At 49.7% G+C, this 23,536-nt stretch carries 21 protein-coding genes and 1 tRNA gene; 10 read left to right on the forward strand and 12 right to left on the reverse strand.

All coding sequences use genetic code 11. The features are described from left to right. The first annotated feature begins 106 nt into the window (after positions 1-106). The 6 genes from H511_RS0113855 to H511_RS0113880 all read left to right on the forward strand — a co-directional run bounded on the left by H511_RS0113855 (position 107) and on the right by H511_RS0113880 (position 6,754). Positions 107-514: an NINE protein gene (locus tag H511_RS0113855; protein WP_027252841.1), complete on the forward strand. Its 408-nt coding sequence runs from the start codon at positions 107-109 to the stop codon at positions 512-514. A 164-nt stretch (positions 515-678) separates the two neighbouring features. After that, positions 679-1,275, forward strand: a complete 597-nt coding sequence (locus H511_RS0113860) for a TetR/AcrR family transcriptional regulator (RefSeq protein WP_027252842.1) — start codon at positions 679-681, stop codon at positions 1,273-1,275. A 14-nt stretch (positions 1,276-1,289) separates the two neighbouring features. Then, entirely contained in the window at positions 1,290-3,161 is a 1,872-nt protein-coding gene (locus H511_RS0113865; RefSeq protein WP_027252843.1) for an MFS transporter, read from the forward strand. 304 nt (positions 3,162-3,465) lie between these two features. Next, the gene (locus tag H511_RS0113870; protein ID WP_027252844.1) at positions 3,466-4,680 is read left to right on the forward strand and encodes a pyridoxal phosphate-dependent aminotransferase; all 1,215 of its coding nucleotides are present in this window, start codon (positions 3,466-3,468) and stop codon (positions 4,678-4,680) included. A gap of 125 nt (positions 4,681-4,805) precedes the next feature. After that, positions 4,806-5,390: a 5'-deoxynucleotidase gene (gene yfbR, locus H511_RS0113875; protein WP_027252845.1), complete on the forward strand. Its 585-nt coding sequence runs from the start codon at positions 4,806-4,808 to the stop codon at positions 5,388-5,390. Beyond that, a complete protein-coding gene (locus tag H511_RS0113880; protein ID WP_027252846.1) occupies positions 5,390-6,754 on the forward strand; it encodes an anti-phage deoxyguanosine triphosphatase in 1,365 nt (454 codons plus the stop codon). The genes yfbR and H511_RS0113880 overlap by 1 nt, the downstream gene beginning before the upstream one ends. Here H511_RS0113880 and H511_RS0113885 read toward each other — a convergent pair. After that, positions 6,751-7,368: a tRNA-uridine aminocarboxypropyltransferase gene (locus tag H511_RS0113885; protein ID WP_027252847.1), complete on the reverse strand. Its 618-nt coding sequence runs from the start codon at positions 7,366-7,368 to the stop codon at positions 6,751-6,753. The genes H511_RS0113880 and H511_RS0113885 overlap by 4 nt on opposite strands. Positions 7,369-7,378: 10 nt before the next feature. Between H511_RS0113885 and rrtA the strand changes: the two genes are divergently transcribed. Continuing rightward, entirely contained in the window at positions 7,379-7,951 is a 573-nt protein-coding gene (gene rrtA / locus H511_RS23435) for a rhombosortase (protein WP_237582936.1), read from the forward strand. A gap of 62 nt (positions 7,952-8,013) precedes the next feature. Here rrtA and H511_RS0113895 read toward each other — a convergent pair whose 3' ends face one another. From H511_RS0113895 to H511_RS0113930, 8 genes are all read right to left on the reverse strand, one after another. Then, a complete protein-coding gene (locus H511_RS0113895; protein WP_027252848.1) occupies positions 8,014-8,298 on the reverse strand; it encodes a ComEA family DNA-binding protein in 285 nt (94 codons plus the stop codon). A gap of 133 nt (positions 8,299-8,431) precedes the next feature. Then, positions 8,432-10,324 carry a peptidylprolyl isomerase gene (ppiD, locus tag H511_RS0113900; protein ID WP_027252849.1) on the reverse strand — a complete coding sequence of 631 codons (1,893 nt, stop codon included), beginning with the start codon at positions 10,322-10,324 and terminating at the stop codon, positions 8,432-8,434. Between the two features lie 194 nt (positions 10,325-10,518). Then, a complete protein-coding gene (hupB, locus tag H511_RS0113905; protein ID WP_027252850.1) occupies positions 10,519-10,791 on the reverse strand; it encodes a nucleoid-associated protein HU-beta in 273 nt (90 codons plus the stop codon). 234 nt (positions 10,792-11,025) lie between these two features. Beyond that, positions 11,026-13,398 carry an endopeptidase La gene (gene lon, locus H511_RS0113910; RefSeq protein WP_027252851.1) on the reverse strand — a complete coding sequence of 791 codons (2,373 nt, stop codon included), beginning with the start codon at positions 13,396-13,398 and terminating at the stop codon, positions 11,026-11,028. A 139-nt stretch (positions 13,399-13,537) separates the two neighbouring features. Next, positions 13,538-14,818 (reverse strand): ATP-dependent protease ATP-binding subunit ClpX, encoded by a 1,281-nt coding sequence (gene clpX / locus H511_RS0113915; RefSeq protein ID WP_027252852.1) that lies wholly within the window; start codon positions 14,816-14,818, stop codon positions 13,538-13,540. Positions 14,819-14,932: 114 nt separating this feature from the next. Further along, positions 14,933-15,556 carry an ATP-dependent Clp endopeptidase proteolytic subunit ClpP gene (gene clpP, locus H511_RS0113920; protein WP_027252853.1) on the reverse strand — a complete coding sequence of 208 codons (624 nt, stop codon included), beginning with the start codon at positions 15,554-15,556 and terminating at the stop codon, positions 14,933-14,935. A gap of 107 nt (positions 15,557-15,663) precedes the next feature. Beyond that, positions 15,664-16,968 carry a trigger factor gene (gene tig / locus H511_RS0113925; protein ID WP_027252854.1) on the reverse strand — a complete coding sequence of 435 codons (1,305 nt, stop codon included), beginning with the start codon at positions 16,966-16,968 and terminating at the stop codon, positions 15,664-15,666. Between the two features lie 418 nt (positions 16,969-17,386). After that, positions 17,387-17,463, reverse strand: a tRNA-Arg gene (locus tag H511_RS0113930). A 352-nt stretch (positions 17,464-17,815) separates the two neighbouring features. Between H511_RS0113930 and folD the strand changes: the two genes are divergently transcribed. After that, positions 17,816-18,673 (forward strand): bifunctional methylenetetrahydrofolate dehydrogenase/methenyltetrahydrofolate cyclohydrolase FolD, encoded by an 858-nt coding sequence (gene folD / locus H511_RS0113935; RefSeq protein ID WP_027252855.1) that lies wholly within the window; start codon positions 17,816-17,818, stop codon positions 18,671-18,673. A gap of 103 nt (positions 18,674-18,776) precedes the next feature. Here the strand turns inward: folD and galU are convergent, their stop codons facing one another. The 3 genes from galU to H511_RS23440 form a co-directional block, all read right to left on the reverse strand. Beyond that, positions 18,777-19,679 carry a UTP--glucose-1-phosphate uridylyltransferase GalU gene (gene galU, locus H511_RS0113940; RefSeq protein WP_027252856.1) on the reverse strand — a complete coding sequence of 301 codons (903 nt, stop codon included), beginning with the start codon at positions 19,677-19,679 and terminating at the stop codon, positions 18,777-18,779. 159 nt (positions 19,680-19,838) lie between these two features. Further along, positions 19,839-20,339 (reverse strand): transcription/translation regulatory transformer protein RfaH, encoded by a 501-nt coding sequence (gene rfaH / locus H511_RS0113945; RefSeq protein WP_027252857.1) that lies wholly within the window; start codon positions 20,337-20,339, stop codon positions 19,839-19,841. Between the two features lie 149 nt (positions 20,340-20,488). After that, positions 20,489-21,577, reverse strand: a complete 1,089-nt coding sequence (locus tag H511_RS23440; protein WP_051288188.1) for a response regulator — start codon at positions 21,575-21,577, stop codon at positions 20,489-20,491. 329 nt (positions 21,578-21,906) lie between these two features. Between H511_RS23440 and H511_RS0113955 the strand changes: the two genes are divergently transcribed. Both H511_RS0113955 and H511_RS0113960 read left to right on the forward strand, forming a co-directional pair. Further along, positions 21,907-22,785 (forward strand): LysR family transcriptional regulator, encoded by an 879-nt coding sequence (locus tag H511_RS0113955; RefSeq protein ID WP_027252858.1) that lies wholly within the window; start codon positions 21,907-21,909, stop codon positions 22,783-22,785. Between the two features lie 147 nt (positions 22,786-22,932). Then, positions 22,933-23,532, forward strand: a complete 600-nt coding sequence (locus H511_RS0113960) for a Yip1 family protein (RefSeq protein WP_027252859.1) — start codon at positions 22,933-22,935, stop codon at positions 23,530-23,532. The last annotated feature ends 4 nt before the right edge of the window (positions 23,533-23,536 follow it).

The following is a 23,536-nucleotide window of genomic DNA, read 5'->3' on the forward strand; positions in this document are numbered from 1 at the left end:
ATCTTCTACGGCTAAGCTAATGAAATGGCTTGTTACTTCATATACATCCCACCTAGTATTAGGCAAGACCCATTTATCTCAATGCACATTCAGTGAGGCAGTCACCATGCATGAAGCGACGCATCAGAACACACACAGTAAACTGATAGGTTATTTGCTTTGGATTTTTGGCTTTACCGGTGCCCACCGCTTTTATTACGGCAAACCTGTAACCGGCACACTGTGGTTCTTCACTCTGGGCCTGCTGGGCATTGGCTGGCTGATCGATCTGTTCCTGATCCCCGGCATGGACAAAGAAGCGGATCTTCGTTTTCAAAGTGGTGAACTGGACTATAACATTGCCTGGCTGCTGCTCACTTTTCTGGGGGTCTTCGGCGTGCACCGTATGTACATGGGAAAATGGATAAGCGGACTCTTGTATTTACTGACGTTTGGCTTTTTCCTGATTGGTGTTTTGATAGATTTCTGGACCCTGAATGAACAGGTTTCAGTCAAAAATGCCGAACGACGTTAATACCAAGAACAAGAGACATTCTTGACCCGGAAGTTTTGTTGCTCATAGAATATTGAACATTGTTCTATATTCTATACTTTTTATAGCACACCCAGCCTGTGCTAAGGCAGTCAGCAAACTGTCCGGCCTTTTATTTGTGCTTAGCGCACCATGTAGGGAAGATCATGGCAAGACGAAACGATCACACGCGGGAAGAGCTCATCAGCATGACACTTGAGCAAGCCAAAAAGTTTCTCAGCGAGCACCCCCATCACGAACTCAGCTTACGTAAAGTCGCCGCAATGATTGGCTATGTGCCCAGCACCTTAGTCAATGTGTTTGGCAACTATAACCTGCTGTTACTCCATGCTGTTGCCCAAACCATGGATGAACTGTTTGCGGAAGCTGAAAAGCAGTTGCAACAGTCAGAATCAACAACTGATGCTCTGCGCAAGCTTGCCTACTGCTATCTCAATTTTGCGGTGGATAATCCTTACCGCTGGCAGCTGATTTTCCAGCACACCATGAATGGCGAGGAGTTGCCTGAGTGGCAGAATGAACGCATCAACAATATGATTAACATGCTGGAAAGCCTTATCCGCCAGCTCATCCCCGACCAATCCGAAACCGCGGTGATGGAAGCCAGCCGCGTCCTGTGGGCGGGCGTGCATGGCATTACCCTGCTGACCGTTGACGATAAGCTGTTCACCTCAACGCCCGTTGACGGAAAAGCATTGATCGACAACCTGCTGGACACTTACCTGAATAATTGGCAGGTATGAAGGAGCCCAGCCAGATGAGTCATTCACAATCCGCTTTACTGACCCAACGCCGCTTTCTTCCTTACTTTATTACCCAGGCGCTGGGCGCGTTCAACGACAACATATATAAGAATGTTCTGCTCATTCTGATCGCTTTTGCCGCGCCGGGCACTTTGCCCTTTGAGTCCGATTTCATTATCAACCTGGCCGCCGGTATCTTTATTCTGCCATTCTTTTTGTTCTCTGCCTCTGCCGGTGTACTGGCAGACTCCTACGACAAAGCCAGCATCATGCGAAAAGTGAAAATGGCTGAAATCATCATCATGGCCATGGCAGCCGTAGCTTTCGTGGCAGAGAATTATACCGCCTTACTGCTGCTGCTGTTTCTGATGGGCTCGCAATCTGCTTTCTTTGGCCCGGCCAAATATGCCTTACTGCCACAGCACCTGAAAAAGGAAGAGCTGGTTTCCGGCAACGCGTTAGTTGAAACAGGGACCTTCCTGGCCATACTGATCGGAACCCTGCTTGCGGGGATCATTGCCGATCAGCAAGAGGCAAGAACCATAGCGGCGGTGGCTGTGGTATCGTTCGCCGTTCTGGGCTATGCCAGTTCGCGTTATATCCCAGAAGCGAAACCCTGCGGTGCAGGTCAGCGGTTTCGCTGGCAACCGATCAGACAAACCCGCAAAACGCTGTCAATTGCCGCGAAAGATAAAGTGGTGCTGCAATGCGTGCTGGGGATCAGCTGGTTCTGGTTTCTGGGTGCCAGTTATCTGACCCAGTTTCCCAACTTTGCCAGGTTATACCTTGGCGGTAATGCCGCTTCAGTTTCAGTCCTGCTGACCTTGTTTTCCATCGGTATCGCTATCGGCTCACTGCTGTGCGACCGCCTGTCTGGTCATCGTATTGAGCCAGGCATCGTTCCGCTGGGCTCACTCGGCATCACGCTGTTTGGTGCCGACCTGATGTTCGCGACCCCGGATATCGCGCCGTTGTCAGACTCACTGTGGGCCTTTCTGACCCAACCGGACCTGATACGGGTATTCTTCTCACTGACCATGCTGGGTGTGTCTGGCGGCATCTACATCGTGCCACTGTATGCCATGATGCAAAACCGCGCCGAACCGTCAGAGCGGGCGCAGGTGATTGCGGCGAATAATATCTGGAACGCCATTTTCATGGTCGTCAGCTCAGTGACAGCGATCGTTTTCCTGTCAGTGCTGTCTTTGTCGATACCGCAGTTCTTCCTGTTCCTGGCCGTCCTCAATCTGCTGGTGCTGGGGTATATCTACCTGCAGGCGCCCGATTTTTTCTGGCGATTTCTCATCTGGATTGTCAGTCACACCTTGTACCGGGTAAGCCACCAGCAGCTGGAGAACATTCCCAAGCAGGGCGGTGCATTAATTGTCTGTAACCATGTCAGCTATATGGATGCCTTGCTGCTGGCCGGTGCCTGCCCTCGCCCGATACGCTTTATCATGGACGAGGACATATTCAAACTGCCGCTGATTAAAACCTTCTGCAGCGCCTGCAAAGTTATTCCCATTGCCGCAAAAGACAGACGCTCCATTCAAAAAGCTTTCGAGGAAGTGGAATACTATCTGTCTCAAGGCGAACTGGTGTGTATCTTCCCGGAAGGAAAGCTCACCCATGATGGGGAAGTCGGGCCTTTCATGCGGGGGGTGGATCTTATCCTGAAGCGCTCCCCTGCGCCTGTCATTCCAATGGCACTGCAAGGTTTGTGGGGCAGCTACTTCAGCCGTGAAGGCGGTAAAGCCTTACTGAAATGGCCTAAACGTTTCTGGTCACGCGTGACTATTGTCGCCGGCACCCCGGTTAATGCGCAATCGGCCAATAGCGCGGCTTTACGTGAAACCGTTATTGCACTGCGAGGCGAATCTCGCTGATACACTGACAAAACGGAAAGTGCATGGTTCTGCGCTTTCCATTTTTATCCTGCTTTAAAAAATTATCCAGAACAATCCGCCAAAATATAAATCGATATTAATCATTAAAACCAGCCATTATCCAGTGAAGCCGAGATATCATCGGCCTCACACCTCGCAGACCACTTTTCACTCTTTTAGTTTATTATTCTGATAAACATTAAAATTACGTCCCTTCGCATAATTTTTTCCTGCAGACCCTTTATCTAAAGGTGGCATTTGGTGTAATTTGTGGGAAATGTTCACTTTTTCGCAGGATGACCACATGCACAACATCGGGATGTCTACCAAGCTCAACAATGTTTGTTATGACATAAGGGGTCCCGTTCTTAAACATGCCAAGCGCATGGAAGAAGAAGGCCACAAAATTCTTAAGCTCAACATTGGCAACCCCGCCCCATTCGGTTTTGATGCACCGGATGAGATCCTGGTGGACGTGATCCGTAATCTGCCAACCTCACAAGGTTACTGCGATTCAAAAGGCATTTACTCGGCGCGTAAAGCCGTGGTGCAACATTACCAGAGACGTGGTCTGCTGGATTTGGATGTTGAAGACGTTTATATCGGCAATGGCGTATCTGAACTGATCGTGATGGCGATGCAGGCACTGCTGGATAACACGGATGAAATTCTGGTTCCTGCACCGGATTACCCGCTGTGGACAGCCGCCATCTCTTTGTCTGGCGGCAATCCGGTGCACTATATCTGTGATGAAGAATCGGACTGGTATCCAGACCTTGACGACATTCGCAGCAAAATCACTCCGAAGACACGCGGGATTGTATTGATCAACCCGAACAACCCGACCGGTGCTGTCTACAGCCGGGACTTTTTGCTGGAAGTGATTGAAATAGCCCGTCAGCACAAACTGATTATCTTTGCCGACGAAATTTACGACAAAATTCTGTATGACGGCGCCCAGCACACTTCTATTGCCCCACTGGCAGAAGACGTGTTCTGTGTCACCTTCAATGGCTTGTCTAAATCTTACCGTGTCTGCGGCTTCCGTGCTGGCTGGATGTTGCTCTCAGGGCCACGCCATGTCGCCAAACGCTATATCGAAGGCCTGGATATGCTGGCGTCAATGCGCCTGTGTGCCAACGTGCCGATGCAGCATGCGGTACAGACAGCCTTAGGAGGCTACCAGAGCATTAACGAACTTATCCTGCCTGGCGGTCGCTTGTTAGAGCAAAGAAACAAGGCCTACGACATGATTACGCAAATTCCCGGCGTGTCATGCGTCAAACCTAAAGGTGCCTTGTACTTATTCCCCAAACTGGATCAGAAGAAGTTCAACATTGTCGATGATCAGAAAATGGCACTGGACTTCCTGCAGCAAGAAAAAGTACTGATAGTCCACGGCACAGGGTTTAACTGGAAAAAGCCGGATCACTTCCGCATAGTGACATTACCCAGGGTTGATGACCTGGAAATGGCCATCGGCCGTCTGGAGCGATTTCTTCATAGTTATCGCCAATAACGGGTTATCAGCAATAAACCGTTCAGCATGTACCGCAAAGTCCCGGCTCCCGGGGCTTTTGTTGTTTCCTAGGCTGCAAAAAATCTGTTAGGTTTAAATAGCAGTCTGAACAATGTGGAAACATCATGAAAACCAGCCATTTTTTTGCTCATCTCGCTCGTATGAAACTGATTCAGCGCTGGCCACTTATGCGCTGCGTAGCAACGGAGAATGTCTCAGAGCACAGCCTTCAGGTGGCCTTTGTGGCCCACGCTCTGGCATTGATCAAAAACCGCCACTTCGGCGGGCAGCTGAACCCTGAGCGTATTGCCCTGCTGGCCATGTTTCATGATGCCAGCGAAGTGCTGACAGGCGACATGCCAACACCGATCAAATATTTCAATCCAGCCATTGCAGAAGAATACAAAAAGATTGAACTGGCCGCCGAGCAACGGCTGCTTTCTATGCTCCCCGACGAGTTTCAGGCCGACTATGCCCCTTTGCTGGTCAGCGATGCCATTGACCAGCAGGACTATCACATAGTCAAGCAGGCCGATACCTTGTGTGCTTACCTCAAATGCCTGGAAGAGCTCAGGGCCGGCAATCACGAATTCACACAGGCCAAGAAACGTCTGGAAGAAACGCTGGAAGAGCGAAAGACACAGGAAATGAGTTATTTCCTGAAAACCTTCGCCACCAGTTTCAACCTAACTTTGGATGAGATCAGTTAATGCCCTTAACCAGCGACCCAAGCACCGCTCTGTGGCAAGCAAGAAAAAGTCAGGAGCACAAAGAAAGACGCGATGATCACCGTACGGCCTATCAACGTGATCGCGCCAGAATTCTTCACTCTGCGGCCTTTCGCCGCTTACAGGCCAAAACCCAGGTCCATGGCGCCGGTCACCACGACTTTTACCGCACCCGACTGACTCACTCGCTGGAAGCGTCCCAAATCGGCACCGGCATAGTGGCCCAGCTGAAAATCAAGCAGCCCGAATTTCGCTCGCTCTTACCTTCAAACAGCCTGATGGAAAGCCTGTGCCTGGCTCATGACATCGGGCATCCGCCTTTTGGTCATGGTGGTGAAGTGGCGCTCAATTATATGATGCGTGAGCATGGTGGCTTTGAAGGCAATGCGCAGACTTTCAGAATTGTCACATTACTTGAGCCCTATACCGAAAAGTTTGGTATGAATTTATCACGCCGCACTTTACTCGGGCTGCTGAAATACCCGGCTTTTATCCGCGATACGAGAGCCACAGAGCAACCCCCTGAAGTCAGCGACTTCCGGCATTTACGTGCCAAAGACTGGCAGCCGGCCAAAGGCATTTACCGCGACGACAAGGAGACCTTTGAGTGGGTGCTGTCTTCCCTGCCTGAGCACGACAGGGAACTGTTCGGTATGATGCGCAGCGAGCGGCACTCCCCCACTCAACACCTCAAAACACGCTTTAAATCTCTGGACTGCTCCATCATGGAGCTTGCCGACGACATTGCCTACGGTGTGCACGATTTGGAAGATGCCATCGTTATGGGCATAGTGACACAGAAGCAATGGGAAGAGGCTGCAGCCAGCCAGTTACTGCACTGCGGGGAGCCCTGGCTGGCCTCTCGGACGGAGTGGCTGAGCCAGCAGCTGTTTGCCGATCACCATCAGCGCAAAGATGCGATTGGCGCTTTAGTGAATGCCCTGATCACAGCGATTGAGATCGGCCCGACAACCGCCGAAAATACCCCGGCATTCAGCGAACCACTGCTAAAGTGGAACGCCTACCTGTCGGCCCCGATGGAAAATGCCCTGACAGTACTGAAACAATTTGTCAGCGAGTACGTGGTCCGTAAACCGGAAATTCAACTGCTTGAGTACAAAGGGCAGCAGATCATCATGGAAATGTTCGAGGCTTTCACCTCCGATCCCGAGCGATTGCTGCCGGCCAGTACCCGCGACCGCTGGCGCACAGCCATCCATCATAGCGAAAATGAACAGCGGATCATTGCCGACTATATTGCAGGCATGACAGACGGGTTTGCCCAACGCCTTTACAGCAACCTGTTTCAGCCTGCCAGCGACTGGAAAATAGGGCCTATCGTTTAAGGCTGCTTGCCATAATGCCGTTCGAACAGTCCGGGCGGCATCTGGCTGATCTGAAAATCAATCATCTTTTCAAACGCCGTCACTAATGGCAGAAATCGCCGGCTTTCGCCTTCAAGCTGACTCAGGGCGTGAAAGGCGGCTTCAACGGTTGATAACCCTGATTGTTTGGGCGATTTTCGAATCCGGTAATTACCCGCAGGTACATCATCAAGGCACACACACGGTAAGGCTTGTAAATTAGCCGACAAGCGCCATATTTTATACGCCTTCTTCCATGTGCCATCGAGCAGTATTAATGTCGTCAGAGTGGGCGGCGTGTTCTGCGCTGCCCGGCGGGAAAGCGGCACTGCCTGCCCGTCCGGATACAGCACCGCAGCATGGCGCTCAGGGTCAGCCAGCAGATTATTGATTTCCTCATGCCGGCTGAAATCTTCGCCTACCCATAAGCGAGCATTTGGCAGCGATAAGGTCAGAATACGGGCCGTACCAAGCGGCCGGCTGACCTCAGACGGGTGTTGCAATATCCAGAGTTCAGTTCTAGCATCAATTTTTTCAATCCATTGGCAAATGCAGGCATTGCCTGCTTTACCGCAATCTACACAGTATCGGCTCATTGAGGTGCCCTTGTTATCACGATCTCTGCTCCTGTCCCTGCTGACAATCTGTCTGTTTTGTGTCGCAGCACAGCTTGCACCGCTGAATGCACTGCTGGAATGGCAACGACCACTCATTGAAGCCGGGCAATGGTGGCGGATCCTAACAGGAAATTTCACCCACACCAATTGGGCCCATCTCGGCATGAATGTTTCAGGTCTGCTGATAATCAGTTATCTGTTCCGGTTTGACCTGACAACAGGGCGCTTCTGGCTGTTATTAGCCTCATTAAGCCTGATTGTAGGTCTGTCCCTGTTGTTTACCAGGCTGGATGGTTACTCAGGATTGTCCGGCCTGTTGCATGGGATACTCATTTGGGGCGCCTGTCAGGATATCCGCGCACAACGGGCCGGAGGACGGTTATTGCTGATAGCCGGTATCCTGAAAATCAGCTGGGATTTGTATAGCGGAGGGTCCGCTGAAACCGCGTCCATGATTAATGCACAGATTGCAGTAGAAGCGCATCTTGCAGGGGCTGTCGGCGGCTTGCTGCTAGCCATGCTGCCACCGGCTTTCCGGTTATCAGCATCGCCTGTTAAATAATGCAGGTTGCAAGGGGCGCATTGCACCCCTTACAAGATAGTGGCGTTCCAGTCTTCAGCTCATCAAAGCTGAATGCGATCGCGGTTTTTGTCTACAGTAGAGGCGCCAATGCCTTTGACCTTACTCAGATCCTCGATAGTGGCAAATTTCCCATTCTGCTCCCGGTATTCAATAATGCTCTGTGCTTTATCCGGACCAACGCCTAACAGCAGCTTATCCAGTTCCTCAGCATTGGCACTATTGATATTAATTGTTATTTCAATCCCTTCATGCTTATCGGACGCGTCCACCACTCCAGGCAAGACAACGCTCGATGCCAGCAAAATTAATGCAAATGTGTTTTTCATTTTTTCTCCTTGGTGTTAATTCAGCACAAGGATAATCATTTTTAATCACACAATAATGCTCACCAGAAAATGACAAGATAAAAAAACGACGGGCCGCACAAAGCGACCCGTCTATTATAAATATCAATTACATTTAGTTTGCAGATGCATCCAATACCGGATAGGTCACTTCTGCATCCGCACGCAGGACATCAAGTAAAGCGGCCACATCCTGCTGAGCATTCATCTGAGCAACCTGTTCGGCCAGTTGCCCATTCACGCTGGCCGAATCGACCTCTGGCTCAATCACTTTATCCAGTGCAATCACAACAACATTGCCCTGCTGATCATGGGTCACGCCGTAGACAGACTTACCTTCTTCAGGTTTTGCCATCGCAAACGCTTCCTGTGCAATCACAGGATCGCTGCCACGACGACTGATAGTCTGAGGCTCAGAGAAGCTCAGTTCATGCTGTTCCAAAATGGTGCTGTCACCATTACGCAATGCAGCAAGAATCTCATCAGCCTGCTTCTCAGCCGCTTCTTCACCACGCTGGGCTGCCATGATCTCATGCACCTGATCAGCAACCTCTTCAAACGGCAGCAGTTGCTCAGGACGGGACTCGTCAACACGCACAACAATGATGTGCTCCGCCCCCAGTTCAATGACTTCAGAATTCAAACCATCTTCACGTACTTCCGCACTGCTCAGCGCCTGGACAACAGCTGGTGAAGCCAACACACCCTGGGCATTGTTGAGTGCGAAGAAGTCAGTCTTCTGTACTTCAGCATTGACCGCTTTAGCCGCATCATCCAGCGAATCAGGCATCTCAAAAGCTGATTCCGCCAGTTTGGTCTGCAGCTGATAAAAGGCTTCAGCCGCTTTTTGTTCGCGCAGATCCGCTAACAGGTCGCTGCGAACCTCGGTAAGAGGCTTGGCAGTCGGTGCTTTGACCGCTTCCAGCTGAATGATGTGATAACCAAATGAGGATTTCACGACACCAGACAGATCACCTTGGTTTTCCAGAGCAAAAGCCGCTTCCTCAAACGCAGGGTCCATCACACCACGCTCAAACCAGTCCAGCTCACCACCTTGTTTCGCACTAAAAGTGTCATCCGATTTGGACTTGGCCAGTTCGGAAAAATCCGCCCCCTGATTCAGCTCGGCAAGAATCGCCTCTGCCTTTGACTGCGCCTCCGCATCATCACCCTGAATCAGGATGTGGCGAACATGGCGCTGTTCAGGTGTCGAAAACTTAGCCAGATTGTCCTGATAATACGCATTGAGCTCATCATCACTGACATCCATGGTGTTTTTCAGTGTATCGCCAGACAGCTCAATGTAAGCCACTTTCACTTGTTCCGGACGAGTAAAGGTTTCCGGGTGCTGTTCGTAGTAATCTTTGCTGTCGCTTTCTGAGATCTCGATGCTTTCTTTAAACGTATCAAGGTTCAGGGTCAGACTGCGCACTTCACGCTGCTGTTGCTCCAGTTGCTGCAACTGAGTCAATTCATTACTCAGCGCAAAATCACTGCCCTGAATAGCGCTCAGCAGTTGCTGGCGCAGCATGTCGGTACGCATGTACTCAGCAAATTGCTCAGGCGTGAAACGCGAACGGCGAAGCAAAGAAGCATACACTTCATTGTCAAACTTACCGTCACGCTGGAACTCAGGCATTGAACGGATAGCTTGCTTCACCTGATCATCGCTGATACGTAAGCCCAGCTCATTAGCCCGTTGCTCAATCAGCGCATCGTTCACCAAACGGTCTAACACACTACGGCGAAACTGCTGAACATAACCAGGATCACCCATCAGCGTAGAGAAATACTCTCCCAGCTGCGACTGCATACGGTTACGCTCGTTCTGGTATGCCTGCTCGAACTGATTCTGGCTGATTTCCTCGCCGTCAATCTTTGCCGCTACAGGCTGATTAGAATTTGCCAGATAACTGCCTACACCGGCAAAGACAAAAGAAAATATGATTAGGGAGAGAATAATCTTCACCCAAATGCTGCTAACGCCTTCGCGCATCCGCTCCATCATAACGTGCCGTATCTCCTAGTTGTTCGAGCTGGCAATAATTGTTGATTACGATTCTGACGAATCACAATCTGTCACCCTGATACAATGTAAAAAAAGCGCATCAGATATGATGCGCTCTCGTGTTACGCAATAATGCCACTATATGACAAGAAGCGTAAGGTTTTGTTCATTCCAACTTACTGGCAAAGCCAGAATCAGTTGACAGAATCTTTCAGCGCTTTACCTGGTTTGAAACCCGGTACACGTGCTGCTGCAATTTGGATTTCTTCACCAGTTTGTGGGTTACGGCCAGTACGGGCAGCGCGCTCACGAACAGAGAATGTACCAAAACCAACCAGTGCAACCTGATCACCTTCCTTCAGAGACTCAGAGACAGCCTCAATGAAAGCGTCCAGCGCACGGCCAGCAGATGCTTTAGAAATATCAGCACCTTCGGCGATTTTATCAACCAATTGAGTTTTGTTCACGATTTCTTCCCCTCTATGAACATTGTCTTCCTGACAACAGCATAATCTATGTCTACGCTGTGACGGCAAAGGACAATCAAAAACTTGTATCAGGTCTAATTTATCAGCTCATTGAGACACTGAACAGGCTGTAAGCCTTGTTATTATTGAGCTTACAGCAAATTAGACCCCACTTATAGCCAGACAGAAAAAGGCTGACAAGCGATTTCCACCGCAGTCAGCCCCTTACATCTGTTAATTTTGCTGCATATCACTGTTTTGAGCGTTTACCAGCTCGATCCCTGTCGGATTATTTTCCAGGGCGATGCGTAATACATCATCAATCCAGCGAACCGGGCGAACTTCCAAATCGGCAATAACGTTGTCCGGGATCTCTTCCAGATCACGTTCATTTTCTTTCGGAATCAGCACGGTTTTAATGCCGCCACGGTGTGCTGCCAGCAGTTTTTCTTTCAAACCACCGATAGGCAGAACCTCACCACGCAGGGTAATCTCACCTGTCATCGCAACATCACTGCGCACAGGGTTACCTGTCAGGCTCGACACCAGTGCCGTACACATTGCTATACCCGCACTTGGGCCGTCTTTAGGGGTCGCCCCTTCAGGAACATGAACATGGATATCACGCTTCTCATAGAAGTCGTTGTTAATACCCAGTTTCTCGGCACGAGTACGCACCACAGTCATTGCTGCCTGGATAGACTCCTGCATCACATCACCAAGAGACCCGGTGTAAGACAGCTTGCCTTTGCCCGGCATAGACTCAGTTTCAATGGTCAGTAAATCGCCGCCCACCTCGGTCCACGCCAGCCCGGTGACTTGCCCAATACGGTTGCTTTCTTCTGCTTTTCCGTAGTCAAAGCGCTGCACACCCAGGTAGCGTTTCAGGTTCGCCTGATTAATGGTGACCTTCTTCACTTCCGGGTTCAGCAGGATCTCTTTCACCGCTTTACGGCACAGTTTGGAAATTTCACGCTCGAGATTACGCACACCAGCTTCACGGGTATAGTAGCGGATAATGCCAATGATGGCAGAATCTTCTATCTCCACTTCGCCTTTTTTCAGGCCGTTACGCTGAATCTGTTTTTCCAGCAAGTGACGTTTGGCGATATTAAGTTTTTCGTCCTCGGTATAACCAGACAGACGAATCACTTCCATACGGTCCAACAACGGGCCAGGAATATTCATCGAGTTCGATGTTGCCACGAACATCACGTCGGACAAATCATAATCCACTTCCAGATAATGGTCGTTAAACGCATTGTTCTGTTCCGGATCCAGCACTTCCAGCAGGGCTGACGCGGGATCGCCACGCATGTCGGAAGACATCTTGTCGATCTCATCCAGCAGGAACAGTGGGTTTTTCACGCCAACTTTGGCCATTTTCTGGATCAGCTTGCCTGGCATTGAGCCGATGTAAGTCCGGCGGTGACCACGGATTTCCGCTTCATCACGCACCCCACCCAGTGCCATACGCACGTATTTACGGCCAGTGGCAGCAGCAATCGACTGTCCCAGAGAGGTTTTACCGACACCAGGAGGGCCAACCAGACACAGAATCGGGCCTTTCAGCTTATTGATACGGCTCTGGACAGCTAAGTACTCAAGAATGCGGTCTTTGACGCGCTCCAGACCATAGTGATCGGCGTTGAGGATCTCTTCCGCTTTAGCCAGATCTTTCTTGACCTTGGTGCGCTTGTGCCAGGGCACACTCAGCATCCAGTCAATATAACCACGAACCACAGTCGCTTCAGCTGACATCGGTGACATCATTTTCAGCTTTTGCAATTCCTGCTCAGTCTTTTCACGCGCTTCCGCAGGCATCTTCGACTCGTCGATTTTTTTCTTCAACGATTCGAATTCATCCGGCGCATCGTCCAGCTCACCCAGTTCTTTCTGGATGGCTTTCATCTGTTCATTCAGATAGTACTCGCGCTGGCTCTTTTCCATCTGTTTCTTGACGCGGCCACGGATACGCTTCTCGACCTGCAGCAGATCAATTTCAGACTCCATCATGGCCATCAGGAACTCAAGACGTTCCGTGATATCCACGATTTCGAGCACTTTCTGCTTATCTGCCAATTTCAGTGGCATGTGCGCAGCAATGGTATCAGCAAGGCGAGCAGCCTCATCAATACCATTCAGTGACGTTAACACTTCAGGCGGGATCTTTTTGTTCAGCTTGATAAAGCCTTCAAACTGATTGATCGCAGTGCGAACCAGCACTTCCTGCTCGCGTTCGTCCATTTCCGGCGTGACCAGAAATTCCGCTTCCGCACTGAAAAATTCGTCGTCAGTCAACTTCTTAACGTTTGCACGCTGCTGACCTTCTACCAACACCTTCACTGTGCCATCAGGCAATTTCAGGAGCTGCAGTATGGTCGCTACTGTGCCGACATCATAGAGATCGTCAACGGTTGGTTCGTCAGTTGCCGCTTCTTTTTGGGCAACCAACAAAATTTGTTTATCGTTATCCATTGCGGTTTCAAGGCAACGAATGGATTTATCCCGGCCTACAAACAATGGAATAACCATATGAGGGTAGACCACCACGTCACGCAGTGGCAGAACGGGAATGGCAAGGCGTTCCGAACGCTCCAGGTTCATATTGTTCTCTCTTTCCGTTCAGTCTCTTTTAGTGAGTATATGGGGGCAGACTGACAAGATTCAACGGTCGATTTGCCAGAAAATCAAAAAGGAGGCCAAAGCCTCCTTTATTTACTCAAACTGTACGTTTTGCAACCACTTACTCGCCGCCTGCAGCTTGATTTTCCGTGTTTTCATAAATCAGCAAAGGTTCAGATTCTCCCTTAATAACCGATTCATCAATCACGACTTTACTCACGCCTTCGGCAGAAGGTAGCTCATACATAGTATCCAGCAGCACCGCCTCTACGATAGAGCGAAGGCCACGTGCACCGGTTTTACGTTCCATGGCTTTACGGGCAATTGCCTGCAGCGCATCGTCACGAAATTCCAGTTCAACGTTTTCCAGCTCCAGTAATGCAGCATACTGTTTTGTCAGCGCATTTTTCGGTTCACGCAGAATCTGCACCAGAGCAGATTCATCCAGCTCACTCAAAATCGCAGTGACTGGCAGACGACCGATAAACTCAGGGATCAGACCGTATTTCACCAGATCTTCCGGTTCGACTTTCTCGAACAAATCACTGAGTGTGTTGCGCTGGTCTTTAGAGCGGACTTCCGCACCAAAGCCAATACCTGAACTGGTTGCCACACGCTGCTCTACCACTTTATCCAGGCCTGCAAACGCACCACCACAAATAAAGAGTATTTTCGATGTATCAACCTGCAGGAACTCCTGCTGAGGATGTTTACGGCCGCCCTGTGGAGGCACAGAGGCAACCGTACCCTCGATCAACTTCAGCAGCGCCTGCTGCACACCTTCGCCTGACACGTCACGGGTAATTGACGGGTTGTCAGATTTACGGGAAATCTTGTCAATCTCATCAATATAAACAATTCCGCGCTCAGCTTTGGCGACATCGTAATCACACTTCTGCAGCAACTTCTGGATGATGTTTTCTACATCTTCGCCGACATAACCGGCTTCGGTCAGGGTCGTCGCATCCGCCATAGTGAAAGGTACATCCAGCATACGCGCCAGCGTTTCTGCAAGCAGCGTTTTACCACTACCCGTCGGACCTATCAGCAGGATGTTACTTTTACCCAACTCGACACCATCACTTGTGGTGTCGCCATTACGCAAACGCTTGTAATGGTTGTAGACAGCTACAGCCAGTACTTTCTTCGCGTGATCCTGGCCGATGACATAATCATCTAAGTGCGTGCGGATCTCCCTCGGCGTTGGCAGTTCATTACCATCGCGCTTTGGCATAACTTCTTTGATTTCTTCGCGAATGATGTCGTTACACAGATCGACGCACTCATCGCAAATATACACAGAAGGGCCAGCAATCAGCTTGCGAACTTCATGCTGACTTTTACCGCAGAAAGAGCAGTACAGCAGTTTTCCACTACCACTCTCTTTTCGCTTATCTGTCATTCGCTAACCTCATATTGGGTTTCACCCATCCTTGCCTTGTTTTGAGTGTATAACATCTCTCGTCACTTTGCTGTCACCTTGCGCCTTCAAAGCACTGTGCACCATAATGACAGGTTAGTCACGCTTATTCAAAACGGCATCGACCAGTCCATACTCCGCAGCCTGCTCAGCAGACATGAAGTTGTCACGGTCTGTATCTTTTTCAACGATTTCTAATGGTTGGCCAGTATGCTCAGCCAGCAGATTGTTCAATCGCTTCTTAATTGTCAGAATTTCCTGAGCGTGGATCTGGATATCAGAAGCCTGCCCCTGGAAACCGCCTAATGGTTGATGAATCATTACACGGGAATTAGGCAGACAAAAACGTTTACCTTTCGCTCCACCTGCCAGCAGGAATGCCCCCATTGAACATGCTTGTCCCATACAGAAGGTACTCACATCCGGTTTGATGTGTTGCATAGTGTCATAGATGGACATACCTGCAGTGACTGAGCCACCAGGAGAGTTAATATACAGGAAAATATCTTTGTCAGGGTTCTCTGACTCCAGGAACAACAGCTGTGCCACAACCAGGTTCGCCATCTGATCTTCAACCTGGCCGGTCAGGAAGATCACACGCTCCTTCAATAGTCGGGAATAGATGTCGTAGGAACGCTCGCCACGAGAGGTCTGCTCGACCACCATAGGAACCAGCGCATTCATAATTGGCGACATGGCGTTATTATCTTGGTAGCTCATAACCTTATTTCCCCAAAAAAATTAATGGCCCGAATGATTGACTCATACGGACCATTGTTAGCAGAAGATTTGAAATGAAGTCAAATCTTTACAGTCATTTCAGTCAATTAAGCAGCTGGTTGCTGATTCATCAGCTCATTGAAGCTTACTTCTTTTTCTGAAACCTGTGCTTTAGCCAGCAGAGCATCAATCGCTTGCTCTTCCAGAGCAACATTACGCATGTTGTTCATCAGTTGCTCATTCTTTTCATAGTATGCAACAACTTCTGTTGGATCTTCATAAGCAGATGCCATTTCAGTGATCAGCGCCTTAACTCGCTCGTCATCCGCTTTCAGTTCTTCAGCCTTGATCACTTCACCCAGCAGCAGACCAACCACAACACGACGCTTAGCTTGCTCTTCGAACAGCTCACGTGGCAGCTCTGGTGCATTATCCGCATTACCGCCGAAACGCTGAACAGCCTGCTGACGCAGAGTGTTAACTTCCTGGTCAATTAAAGCAGAAGGGACAGCAATGTCGTTTTGCTCAATCAGACCATTCAGAACCTGATCTTTGATACGGCCTTTAACCGCTTGCTTCAGCTCACGCTCCATGTTCTTGCGCACTTCAGCTTTCAGACCTTCAACAGAACCGTCTTCAACGCCAAACTTCTTCACAAATTCTTCGTTCAGCTCTGGCAGTTCCTGAGCTTCTACTTTGTGCAGCTTGATAGCGAACACAGCCGCTTTACCTTTCAGGTTCTCGGCGTGATAGTCTTCAGGGAAAGTCACTTCAATGTTGAACTCTTCACCCGCTTTCTTACCAACGATACCTTCTTCGAAGCCCGGAATCATACGGCCCTGGCCCATTGCCAGAGGGAAAGCTTCTGCTTTACCGCCGTCGAATTCTTCACCGTCAATAGAACCCGTGAAATCGATAGTAACACGGCTGTTTGCGTCAGCAGCGGCATCAACTTCAACCCAGTTAGCTTGCTGCTTGCGCAGCGTTTCCAGCATCTGAGCAACGTCTTCTTCTTTCACTTCAGCGGCTGGCTTCTCGATAGCAATCTTGTCCAGACCTGTCAGTTCAATCTCAGGGAACACTTCGAAGGTGGCTTTGAAAACCAGGTCTTTACCTTCAGCCATATCAACGGGTGTGAACGTTGGTGCGCCAGCCGGGTTAATTTTCTCTTTAACGATCGCTTCAATGTAGTGACGCTGCATCACTTCACCCAGTACGTCCTGACGGACAGATGCGCCGAACATACGCGCAACCATCTTGATTGGTGCTTTACCAGGACGGAAACCGTCAAAACGACGGGTTTTGGCAATTTTCCGCAGTTGAGCAGTTACTGCATCTTCGATGTTTGCAGCAGGTACAGTAATCGTAATTTGGCGTTCTAGGCCTTCAGTGGTTTCAACGGTAACTTGCATTTTCTTAAACCTCAAAACTGACTCAGGTTGACTGAGTTATCTTGCCCGTCAGATCTCTGCTGACGCTGGCATCCTTTCGTGTTACGGCTTGAACACCATAACGCCTGAATTCGGTCAATTTCTGTATCACTAGCCAGTGCCACTGAAACAAAAATTAAAGCGCGGTATTATAACGACCCAGCCCTCTTTCGTCGAGGCATCTGGCGTCATACCAAGTGTAAACCTTCGGACAAGATAGGGGCTGAATTCGCATTTTCAAGAGAAAACACGAAAAAATTGCAGTTTAGCCTCGCTTTTTTGTTCAAATGTCGATTCAGTGCAGGAAATTTAATCAATACTGCATGCTGCTTTGCGCACTGAAACCTAAGATGAAAAATGAATAAGCGGCTAGAAAAAGAAAGGGGGTAACGGAGAAAAGTGGCGCGCCCTGCAGGATTCGAACCTGCGACCACATGCTTAGAAGGCACGTGCTCTATCCAACTGAGCTAAGGGCGCATTGTCTGAGAGTTAACAACCAGGTGCGTTAACTGACGGGGGTGAATTATACGTCGCTTGAGATCAAGGTCAACGATAAAACGTTAAAATACCTCGCCAAATGCACCAAGCGGTTAAACTTACGGCAAACATCCACCTTGGCAGCCTTAGCGAAACGCATTCATTTTCTGGGTTGCCAGGCGCTTATTGTTTGAAAGCCTTTAGATTGCAGTATTTTAACCAGCGATTATCTCTTTACTGACGCAGATATTTTATCTGAAGACCGCAAAAAGCAAACGTTTGCGCTATAGATTTCCCCCTTTATCTCTGCGACAATAAGCCAGATCAGTTCATTTCTGTACGAAGGAAAATCATGGCCGCTCAAATCATTGATGGAAAACTTATCTCACAAACTGTCAGACAAGAAGTTGCTGCACGTGTTAAGGCTCGCACTGACGCGGGATTACGTGCACCTGGGTTAGCCGTCATTCTGGTAGGTCAGGATCCTGCCTCACAGATTTATGTCGGCAGCAAGCGCAAAGCCTGTGAAGAAGTGGGCTTTATTTCCCGCTCATTCGATCTTCCTGCAGATACCGCAGAAGTCGAACTGCTGGCGCTGATTGATGAACTGAATGCGGATCAGTCCATAGACGGAATACTGGTACAGCTGCCTCTGCCTGCAGGTATTGATTCCACCAAAGTGCTTGAACATATTAATCCCGAGAAAGATGTCGACGGCTTCCACCCCTATAATGTCGGCCGTCTGTGCCAGCGCATCCCTAAGCTGCGCTCATGCACACCAAAGGGGATTATCACTCTGCTGGAGCGTTATAACATCCAGGCACGTGGTAAACATGCAGTGATTGTAGGTGCCTCTAATATCGTTGGCCGCCCGATGACCCTTGAATTGCTGCTTGCCGGCGCCACCACCACGACCTGCCACCGATTCACCCAGGATCTGGAAAGCCATGTTCGTCAGGCTGATATCCTGGTGGTCGCGGTAGGAAAGCCTAACTTTATTCCGGGTAGCTGGATTAAAGAAGGCGCAACTATCATAGATGTCGGTATCAATCGCCTGGACAACGGCACACTGGTAGGTGATGTGGAATACGATGTCGCGCGCCAGAAAGCCAGACACATTACCCCTGTCCCTGGCGGTGTTGGCCCGATGACGGTTGCCACACTGATCGAAAACACCCTGCTGGCCTGCGAACAATTCCACGAAAGCTGACAGGTATTCGGTTATTCCAGAGACAAAAAAAGCGAGGTAGTCCACCTCGCTTTTTTGTTATTCGCCAGTACCGGCCTGCTTTTATAACCCGCGATAAACCGCGTTAATTTTGCAGCGTTTTCAGATACGCCGCGAAATCTTTCCCGAGCACAGGGTGGCGCAAGCCGTATTCTACGAATGCCTGCATATAGCCCAGTTTACTTCCGCAGTCATGACTTTTGCCTGTCATGTGGAACGCATTCACCTGCTGCTTTTCCATCAGCATATCAATGGCGTCTGTCAGCTGAATTTCATCCCCTGCTCCAATCGGCGTTTTGGCAAGAATTTCCCAGATTTCGGCAGGAAGGATATAACGTCCCACGATGGCCAGGTTAGACGGTGCCTCATCCACCGCTGGCTTTTCAACAACCTTAGCCATAGATGCGGAATCGCCTGGTGCAATTTGCTCGCCATTCACATCAGCCACACCATAGTTAGACACTTCCGACATTGGCACCGGCTCTACCATGACCTGGCTAACGCCTGTTTCATTGAACAGCCTGACCATAGCAGCCATATTTTCGCTGCGCAGATCGCTGGCGGCATCATCCAGAATGACATCTGGCAGAACGACGGCAAACGGCTCGTTGCCAACCAGAGGACGGGCGCAAAGTACCGCATGACCCAGGCCTTTTGCCTGGCCCTGACGCACATGCATTATGGTCACATCACTTGGGCAGATATTCTGTACTTCGTCCAGCAACTGACGCTTAACCCGTTTCTCAAGCGTCGCTTCCAGCTCAAAAGAAGTATCAAAATGGTTTTCAATTGAGTTTTTAGAAGAATGGGTAACCAGCACGATTTCTTTAATACCGGCCGCAACACATTCATTCACTACATATTGAATCAGAGGTTTATCCACAATAGGCAGCATCTCTTTGGGAATGGCCTTGGTGGCTGGTAACATCCTGGTTCCTAAACCGGCTACCGGAATGACCGCTTTACGAACTGGGGAAGACTTTTGCATTGCTTTTTCCATGTACGTTGTCATTGTCTGCCGCAATATAGCAAACTTGCCTTTATGCAGCGAGAGATCTGAGCAATAAGCGTGAACTCGTGCCCTCCGGGACAAAAAGACAGACTGTGTAATAATGATAAAACAAAAAAAGGGTTGACCGTGGTCAGGTTATCCGCGCCGGACGATATCTGCATTATCTACACTGATTTTCACCGGTTTACCGAGCAGGTTTATCAGCATGAATGAGCGCTTTTCGCCGTCAGGCTCCTGATAGATGGCTTCAAGACCTTTGAACTGCCCTTGTTTCAGCTCAAGGCACTCACCGGGTTTGGGCAGGTTAGACAACAGACTTCTGTGCTCTTCGCAGTTTTCATTTGTCATTAATTCAAACAGCAATTCAGGCTGAACTTTTTGCGGATATGCCCCCTGACGGATAAAATCAGCCACACCGCGCGTGGAACGGACTGTGGTATAGCTGACATATTCAGGATCAAAACAGACAAACATATAATTAGGGAACAGTGGTTCATTCACTGTAACGCGTTTTCCGCGCACCACTTTCTCAACAAGTACCTGAGGGTAATAGCATTCCACCCCCTGACGATCCAGATTGACCACGGCCCGCTCCTGCTCGCTTCGCTTGCAATAAAGTAGGTACCAATCTTTCATATCGTCTCTGCCCGGAAAATGTCTGTCTGAAATTGATTATATGGTGGAAGGTGTAAACCTCAATAGTTTCCCTGTACATTGACGCTAAGCGCTTACTTTTCCAACGTTTTTCAGTTTTTCGCCAAAGCTGATGGGTTATTGATTATTTGCTAAACTTTCGTTTTTGCTTTCACTGCCGGATGGATTTCGTGTTCTTTCATGGCGTCCAGTCGCTGAATCGTAATACTGAAATTGGCGGCGCCAATTTTACTCAGAGACAAACGTGCACCTGAATGCGGCAGAACATAAGAGGAGGTGAGGTTTTTTCGTGCCCCGTCTCCCAGACTGGTGCCAGCCGGAACGATCATTTCTCCATCACTGGTTCTCAGCACAGCTTCCGATCCGGTTGACACCACCGTCAGGCTTCTGTCACACGCATCAAAAATACCAAACAACCCCTTGATAGGCACAGCATAACCCGACTGCTTCATCCCGTTTTCAATGGTTTGCAGCATACTGGAAATGTCATTTTCGCTGGCCATACGTTTGCGCAGATAGTCATTGAACAATGCCCGTATCAGCAGCACAGTTGCCGCTCCCTGCCGGCCTCCTGACTCGGCATCAAGCAGATAGAAAGCCAGACGACCGTCCATCAGCCAAGTGTAGTCGAGCAGCACGGGCTGCACATCCGCAGACTGCAAAACACAATAGCTCATCTGCCAGTCTCCCTGACGGGACAAAGTGTCCGGCATCAGCCCCACCAGCAACTCGCGCGCAATCTCCGGATTAGATTCCAGCTCATTGATATGCCATTGCAGTTCGTCATCTACCGTCGCGTCATGCTGCAAAAGCTGGCTGGAAAAGTCTGTGTATTCGGTTGTGTTTTCCTGGGCTTTGAGTACCGACATCAGTGCGGCTTTCAGCACCATGATGTTATCCAGCGGTTTGACCAGAAAATCTTTGACGCCATGCCTGAGCGCGGCTGCGACATCGGCCATTTCACCGGTACCGGAAATGACAATGACAGGAATCATAGGGTAATGCAGTGAAACTTCTTCAACAAACTCCATGCCTGTCAATACAGGCATAGCCAGATCGCACAAAAGCACATCAGGGATACCGTCGCGCAGGGCCCGCAGTCCCTGCAAACCGTCTTCAGCTTCCCTGACCTCGCATCCTTGCGATAGCAAAAAGCCTGTTATCATCCGGCGAAACACCGGATCGTCCTCCACAATGAGGATATCTTTACCTTCTAGCAACGATTGTGCCCTCCATGAAACAAGGGGCCAAGAGCACAGAATAATATTCTGCTGAACAGGCACATCCTTCTAATCGAATCTGTGCGAAGCTGGGTAGTCGCGATGAATGTTCTCATTTAGGATAGGCGTAAAACCGCGCTACGTCAGGGCGTCTGCCTGTTCATGAACTTTAGTTTTAGTATTCTGTAAGCCAGTTCAAAATCTTGCCCATTGCGAAACTCGTTTTCGTCCCTGAAGTTCCTATTTTAATAACACTCAATGTTAACCTCTTCACATTGAGTGTTTTGTTATACAATTCCCACTTTCTCATATCCGATCACGACACGCCTATGAAGCTTGATGATTTAAATTTATTTCGCATTGTGGTTGAGGAAGGCAGCTATACCGCCGCCTCTCGCAAGCATCAGGTGCCTGTTGCCACACTGACCCGCCGGATACAGGCTCTGGAAGACAGCCTGAATCTTCGCCTGCTAAACCGCCATGCTCGCAAGCTGTCGCTGACTGAAGCTGGCCAGCAGTATTACCAGCTGTGTACCCCCTTGCTTCAACAGTTACTGGATACCGCAGAAAACATTCGGGAAGAGTCCAGAGGGGCGAGTGGACGGCTCAAAATAGCGGCCCCGACCAATCTGAGCAAAGTCATGCTGCAACCTATGCTCAACGCCTTCATGCTTGAACAGCCGGCAATCAGCATTGAGCTGTTTCTGAGCAACGAACCCGAGCAGCTAGACCCAACCGACTGGGATGTTATCTTCCGTGTCGGTCCGCAGCGTGATTCGGCACTGATTGCCCGTAAAATTAACGCGGTGGAAGATATACTGGTTGCCAGCCCAGATTATCTGCAACGTCACCCAACGCTCACTCATGCACAAGATCTGTCCAAGCACTCCCTGCTCAAAGGCTCTCCCCTGCTGCGCTGGCGGCTCAGCAACAAAGACGGAGAAAGCATCACGGTTAATGAGAAAGGACGCTTCGAGTCCAATCAGCTGAATGTGGTCAGAAAAGCCTGTGTGGCCGGGCTGGGAATTACATTAATGCCAGATGCCATGCTGAAAAAATACATTCACAGCGGTGAGCTGGTGCGAGTGCTGGATAACTGGTCGGCCAACCCGCGCAATGTCTACCTTCTCTATAATCACAAAGATCACCAGCCAGAGAAGCTGAGGCTGTTTATTGAGTTCGCAAGTCACTTCTTCAGCACATCCTGAGCCTGCTATCCTTGCCAAGCGGCAGAAGCCCGTCTAAATGTTATATGACAAAGAACACAAAAAGTGCCCGGATATGCACTGACAGTGTTCTGAACAACAACCTGTAATACGTTGTGCGATTTGCACCCTAGATAACGAGGATAGGTTATGATTCTGGGACATTTATTCGGGCTTTACACTCATCCCAAAAAAGAGTGGCACAACATTGATGAACAGCATGAGGGGATGCAAAGCAGCCTGAGCCACATTATGCTGATCGCCTTGCTTCCACCGATTTTTGCCTACATTTCCAGTGTGTTTATTGGCTGGCGTGTCGGGGCTGTTGACCCGATTTACCTGACGCCGTCCAGTGCGCTGTTCATGTCTGTTGCCATGTACTTTGCCCTGATTGGCGGGGTATTTGCACTTGCCTACCTGACATACTGGATGAGCCATACCTTTGGCTCAACGCCGACCTATACCCAAGCGCTTGAATTGGCGGCTTACACAGCAACGCCGCTGTTTATGGTCAGCATCGCCGCCTTGTACCCTCAGCTGTGGTTTCTGATGATGGCCGGACTGGTCGGCATCACCTACTCAGTGTACCTGCTATACACAGGTGTCCCTATTCTGATGCACATTCCGGAAGAGCGCGGTTTTATCTATGCCAGCTCGATTGTGACCTGTGGCCTGGTACTGCTGGTTTCCATCATTGCCGGCTCTGTCATTCTGTGGAACATGGGATTGGGGCCACAGTTCAGTCACTAACCTG

Origin of the sequence: Photobacterium halotolerans DSM 18316, assembly GCF_000425165.1 — a bacterium.
GTDB classification, from domain to species: Bacteria; Pseudomonadota; Gammaproteobacteria; order Enterobacterales; family Vibrionaceae; genus Photobacterium; species Photobacterium halotolerans.

What these genes read in the sequence shown, in the direction of transcription:
- H511_RS0113955 (WP_027252858.1), top strand. Translation starts at nt 21,907, where the DNA reads ATGAAGCTTGATGATTTAAATTTATTTCGCATTGTGGTTGAGGAAGGC.
- H511_RS0113860 (WP_027252842.1), top strand. Translation starts at nt 679, where the DNA reads ATGGCAAGACGAAACGATCACACGCGGGAAGAGCTCATCAGCATGACA.
- rfaH (WP_027252857.1), bottom strand. Translation starts at nt 20,339, where the DNA reads ATGAAAGATTGGTACCTACTTTATTGCAAGCGAAGCGAGCAGGAGCGG.
- H511_RS0113880 (WP_027252846.1), top strand. Translation starts at nt 5,390, where the DNA reads ATGCCCTTAACCAGCGACCCAAGCACCGCTCTGTGGCAAGCAAGAAAA.
- tig (WP_027252854.1), bottom strand. Translation starts at nt 16,968, where the DNA reads ATGCAAGTTACCGTTGAAACCACTGAAGGCCTAGAACGCCAAATTACG.
- H511_RS0113885 (WP_027252847.1), bottom strand. Translation starts at nt 7,368, where the DNA reads ATGAGCCGATACTGTGTAGATTGCGGTAAAGCAGGCAATGCCTGCATT.
- ppiD (WP_027252849.1), bottom strand. Translation starts at nt 10,324, where the DNA reads ATGATGGAGCGGATGCGCGAAGGCGTTAGCAGCATTTGGGTGAAGATT.
- clpX (WP_027252852.1), bottom strand. Translation starts at nt 14,818, where the DNA reads ATGACAGATAAGCGAAAAGAGAGTGGTAGTGGAAAACTGCTGTACTGC.
- yfbR (WP_027252845.1), top strand. Translation starts at nt 4,806, where the DNA reads ATGAAAACCAGCCATTTTTTTGCTCATCTCGCTCGTATGAAACTGATT.
- H511_RS0113870 (WP_027252844.1), top strand. Translation starts at nt 3,466, where the DNA reads ATGCACAACATCGGGATGTCTACCAAGCTCAACAATGTTTGTTATGAC.
- H511_RS0113960 (WP_027252859.1), top strand. Translation starts at nt 22,933, where the DNA reads ATGATTCTGGGACATTTATTCGGGCTTTACACTCATCCCAAAAAAGAG.
- folD (WP_027252855.1), top strand. Translation starts at nt 17,816, where the DNA reads ATGGCCGCTCAAATCATTGATGGAAAACTTATCTCACAAACTGTCAGA.
- H511_RS0113855 (WP_027252841.1), top strand. Translation starts at nt 107, where the DNA reads ATGCATGAAGCGACGCATCAGAACACACACAGTAAACTGATAGGTTAT.
- H511_RS0113865 (WP_027252843.1), top strand. Translation starts at nt 1,290, where the DNA reads ATGAGTCATTCACAATCCGCTTTACTGACCCAACGCCGCTTTCTTCCT.
- clpP (WP_027252853.1), bottom strand. Translation starts at nt 15,556, where the DNA reads ATGAGCTACCAAGATAATAACGCCATGTCGCCAATTATGAATGCGCTG.
- H511_RS0113895 (WP_027252848.1), bottom strand. Translation starts at nt 8,298, where the DNA reads ATGAAAAACACATTTGCATTAATTTTGCTGGCATCGAGCGTTGTCTTG.
- galU (WP_027252856.1), bottom strand. Translation starts at nt 19,679, where the DNA reads ATGCAAAAGTCTTCCCCAGTTCGTAAAGCGGTCATTCCGGTAGCCGGT.
- lon (WP_027252851.1), bottom strand. Translation starts at nt 13,398, where the DNA reads ATGAACCTGGAGCGTTCGGAACGCCTTGCCATTCCCGTTCTGCCACTG.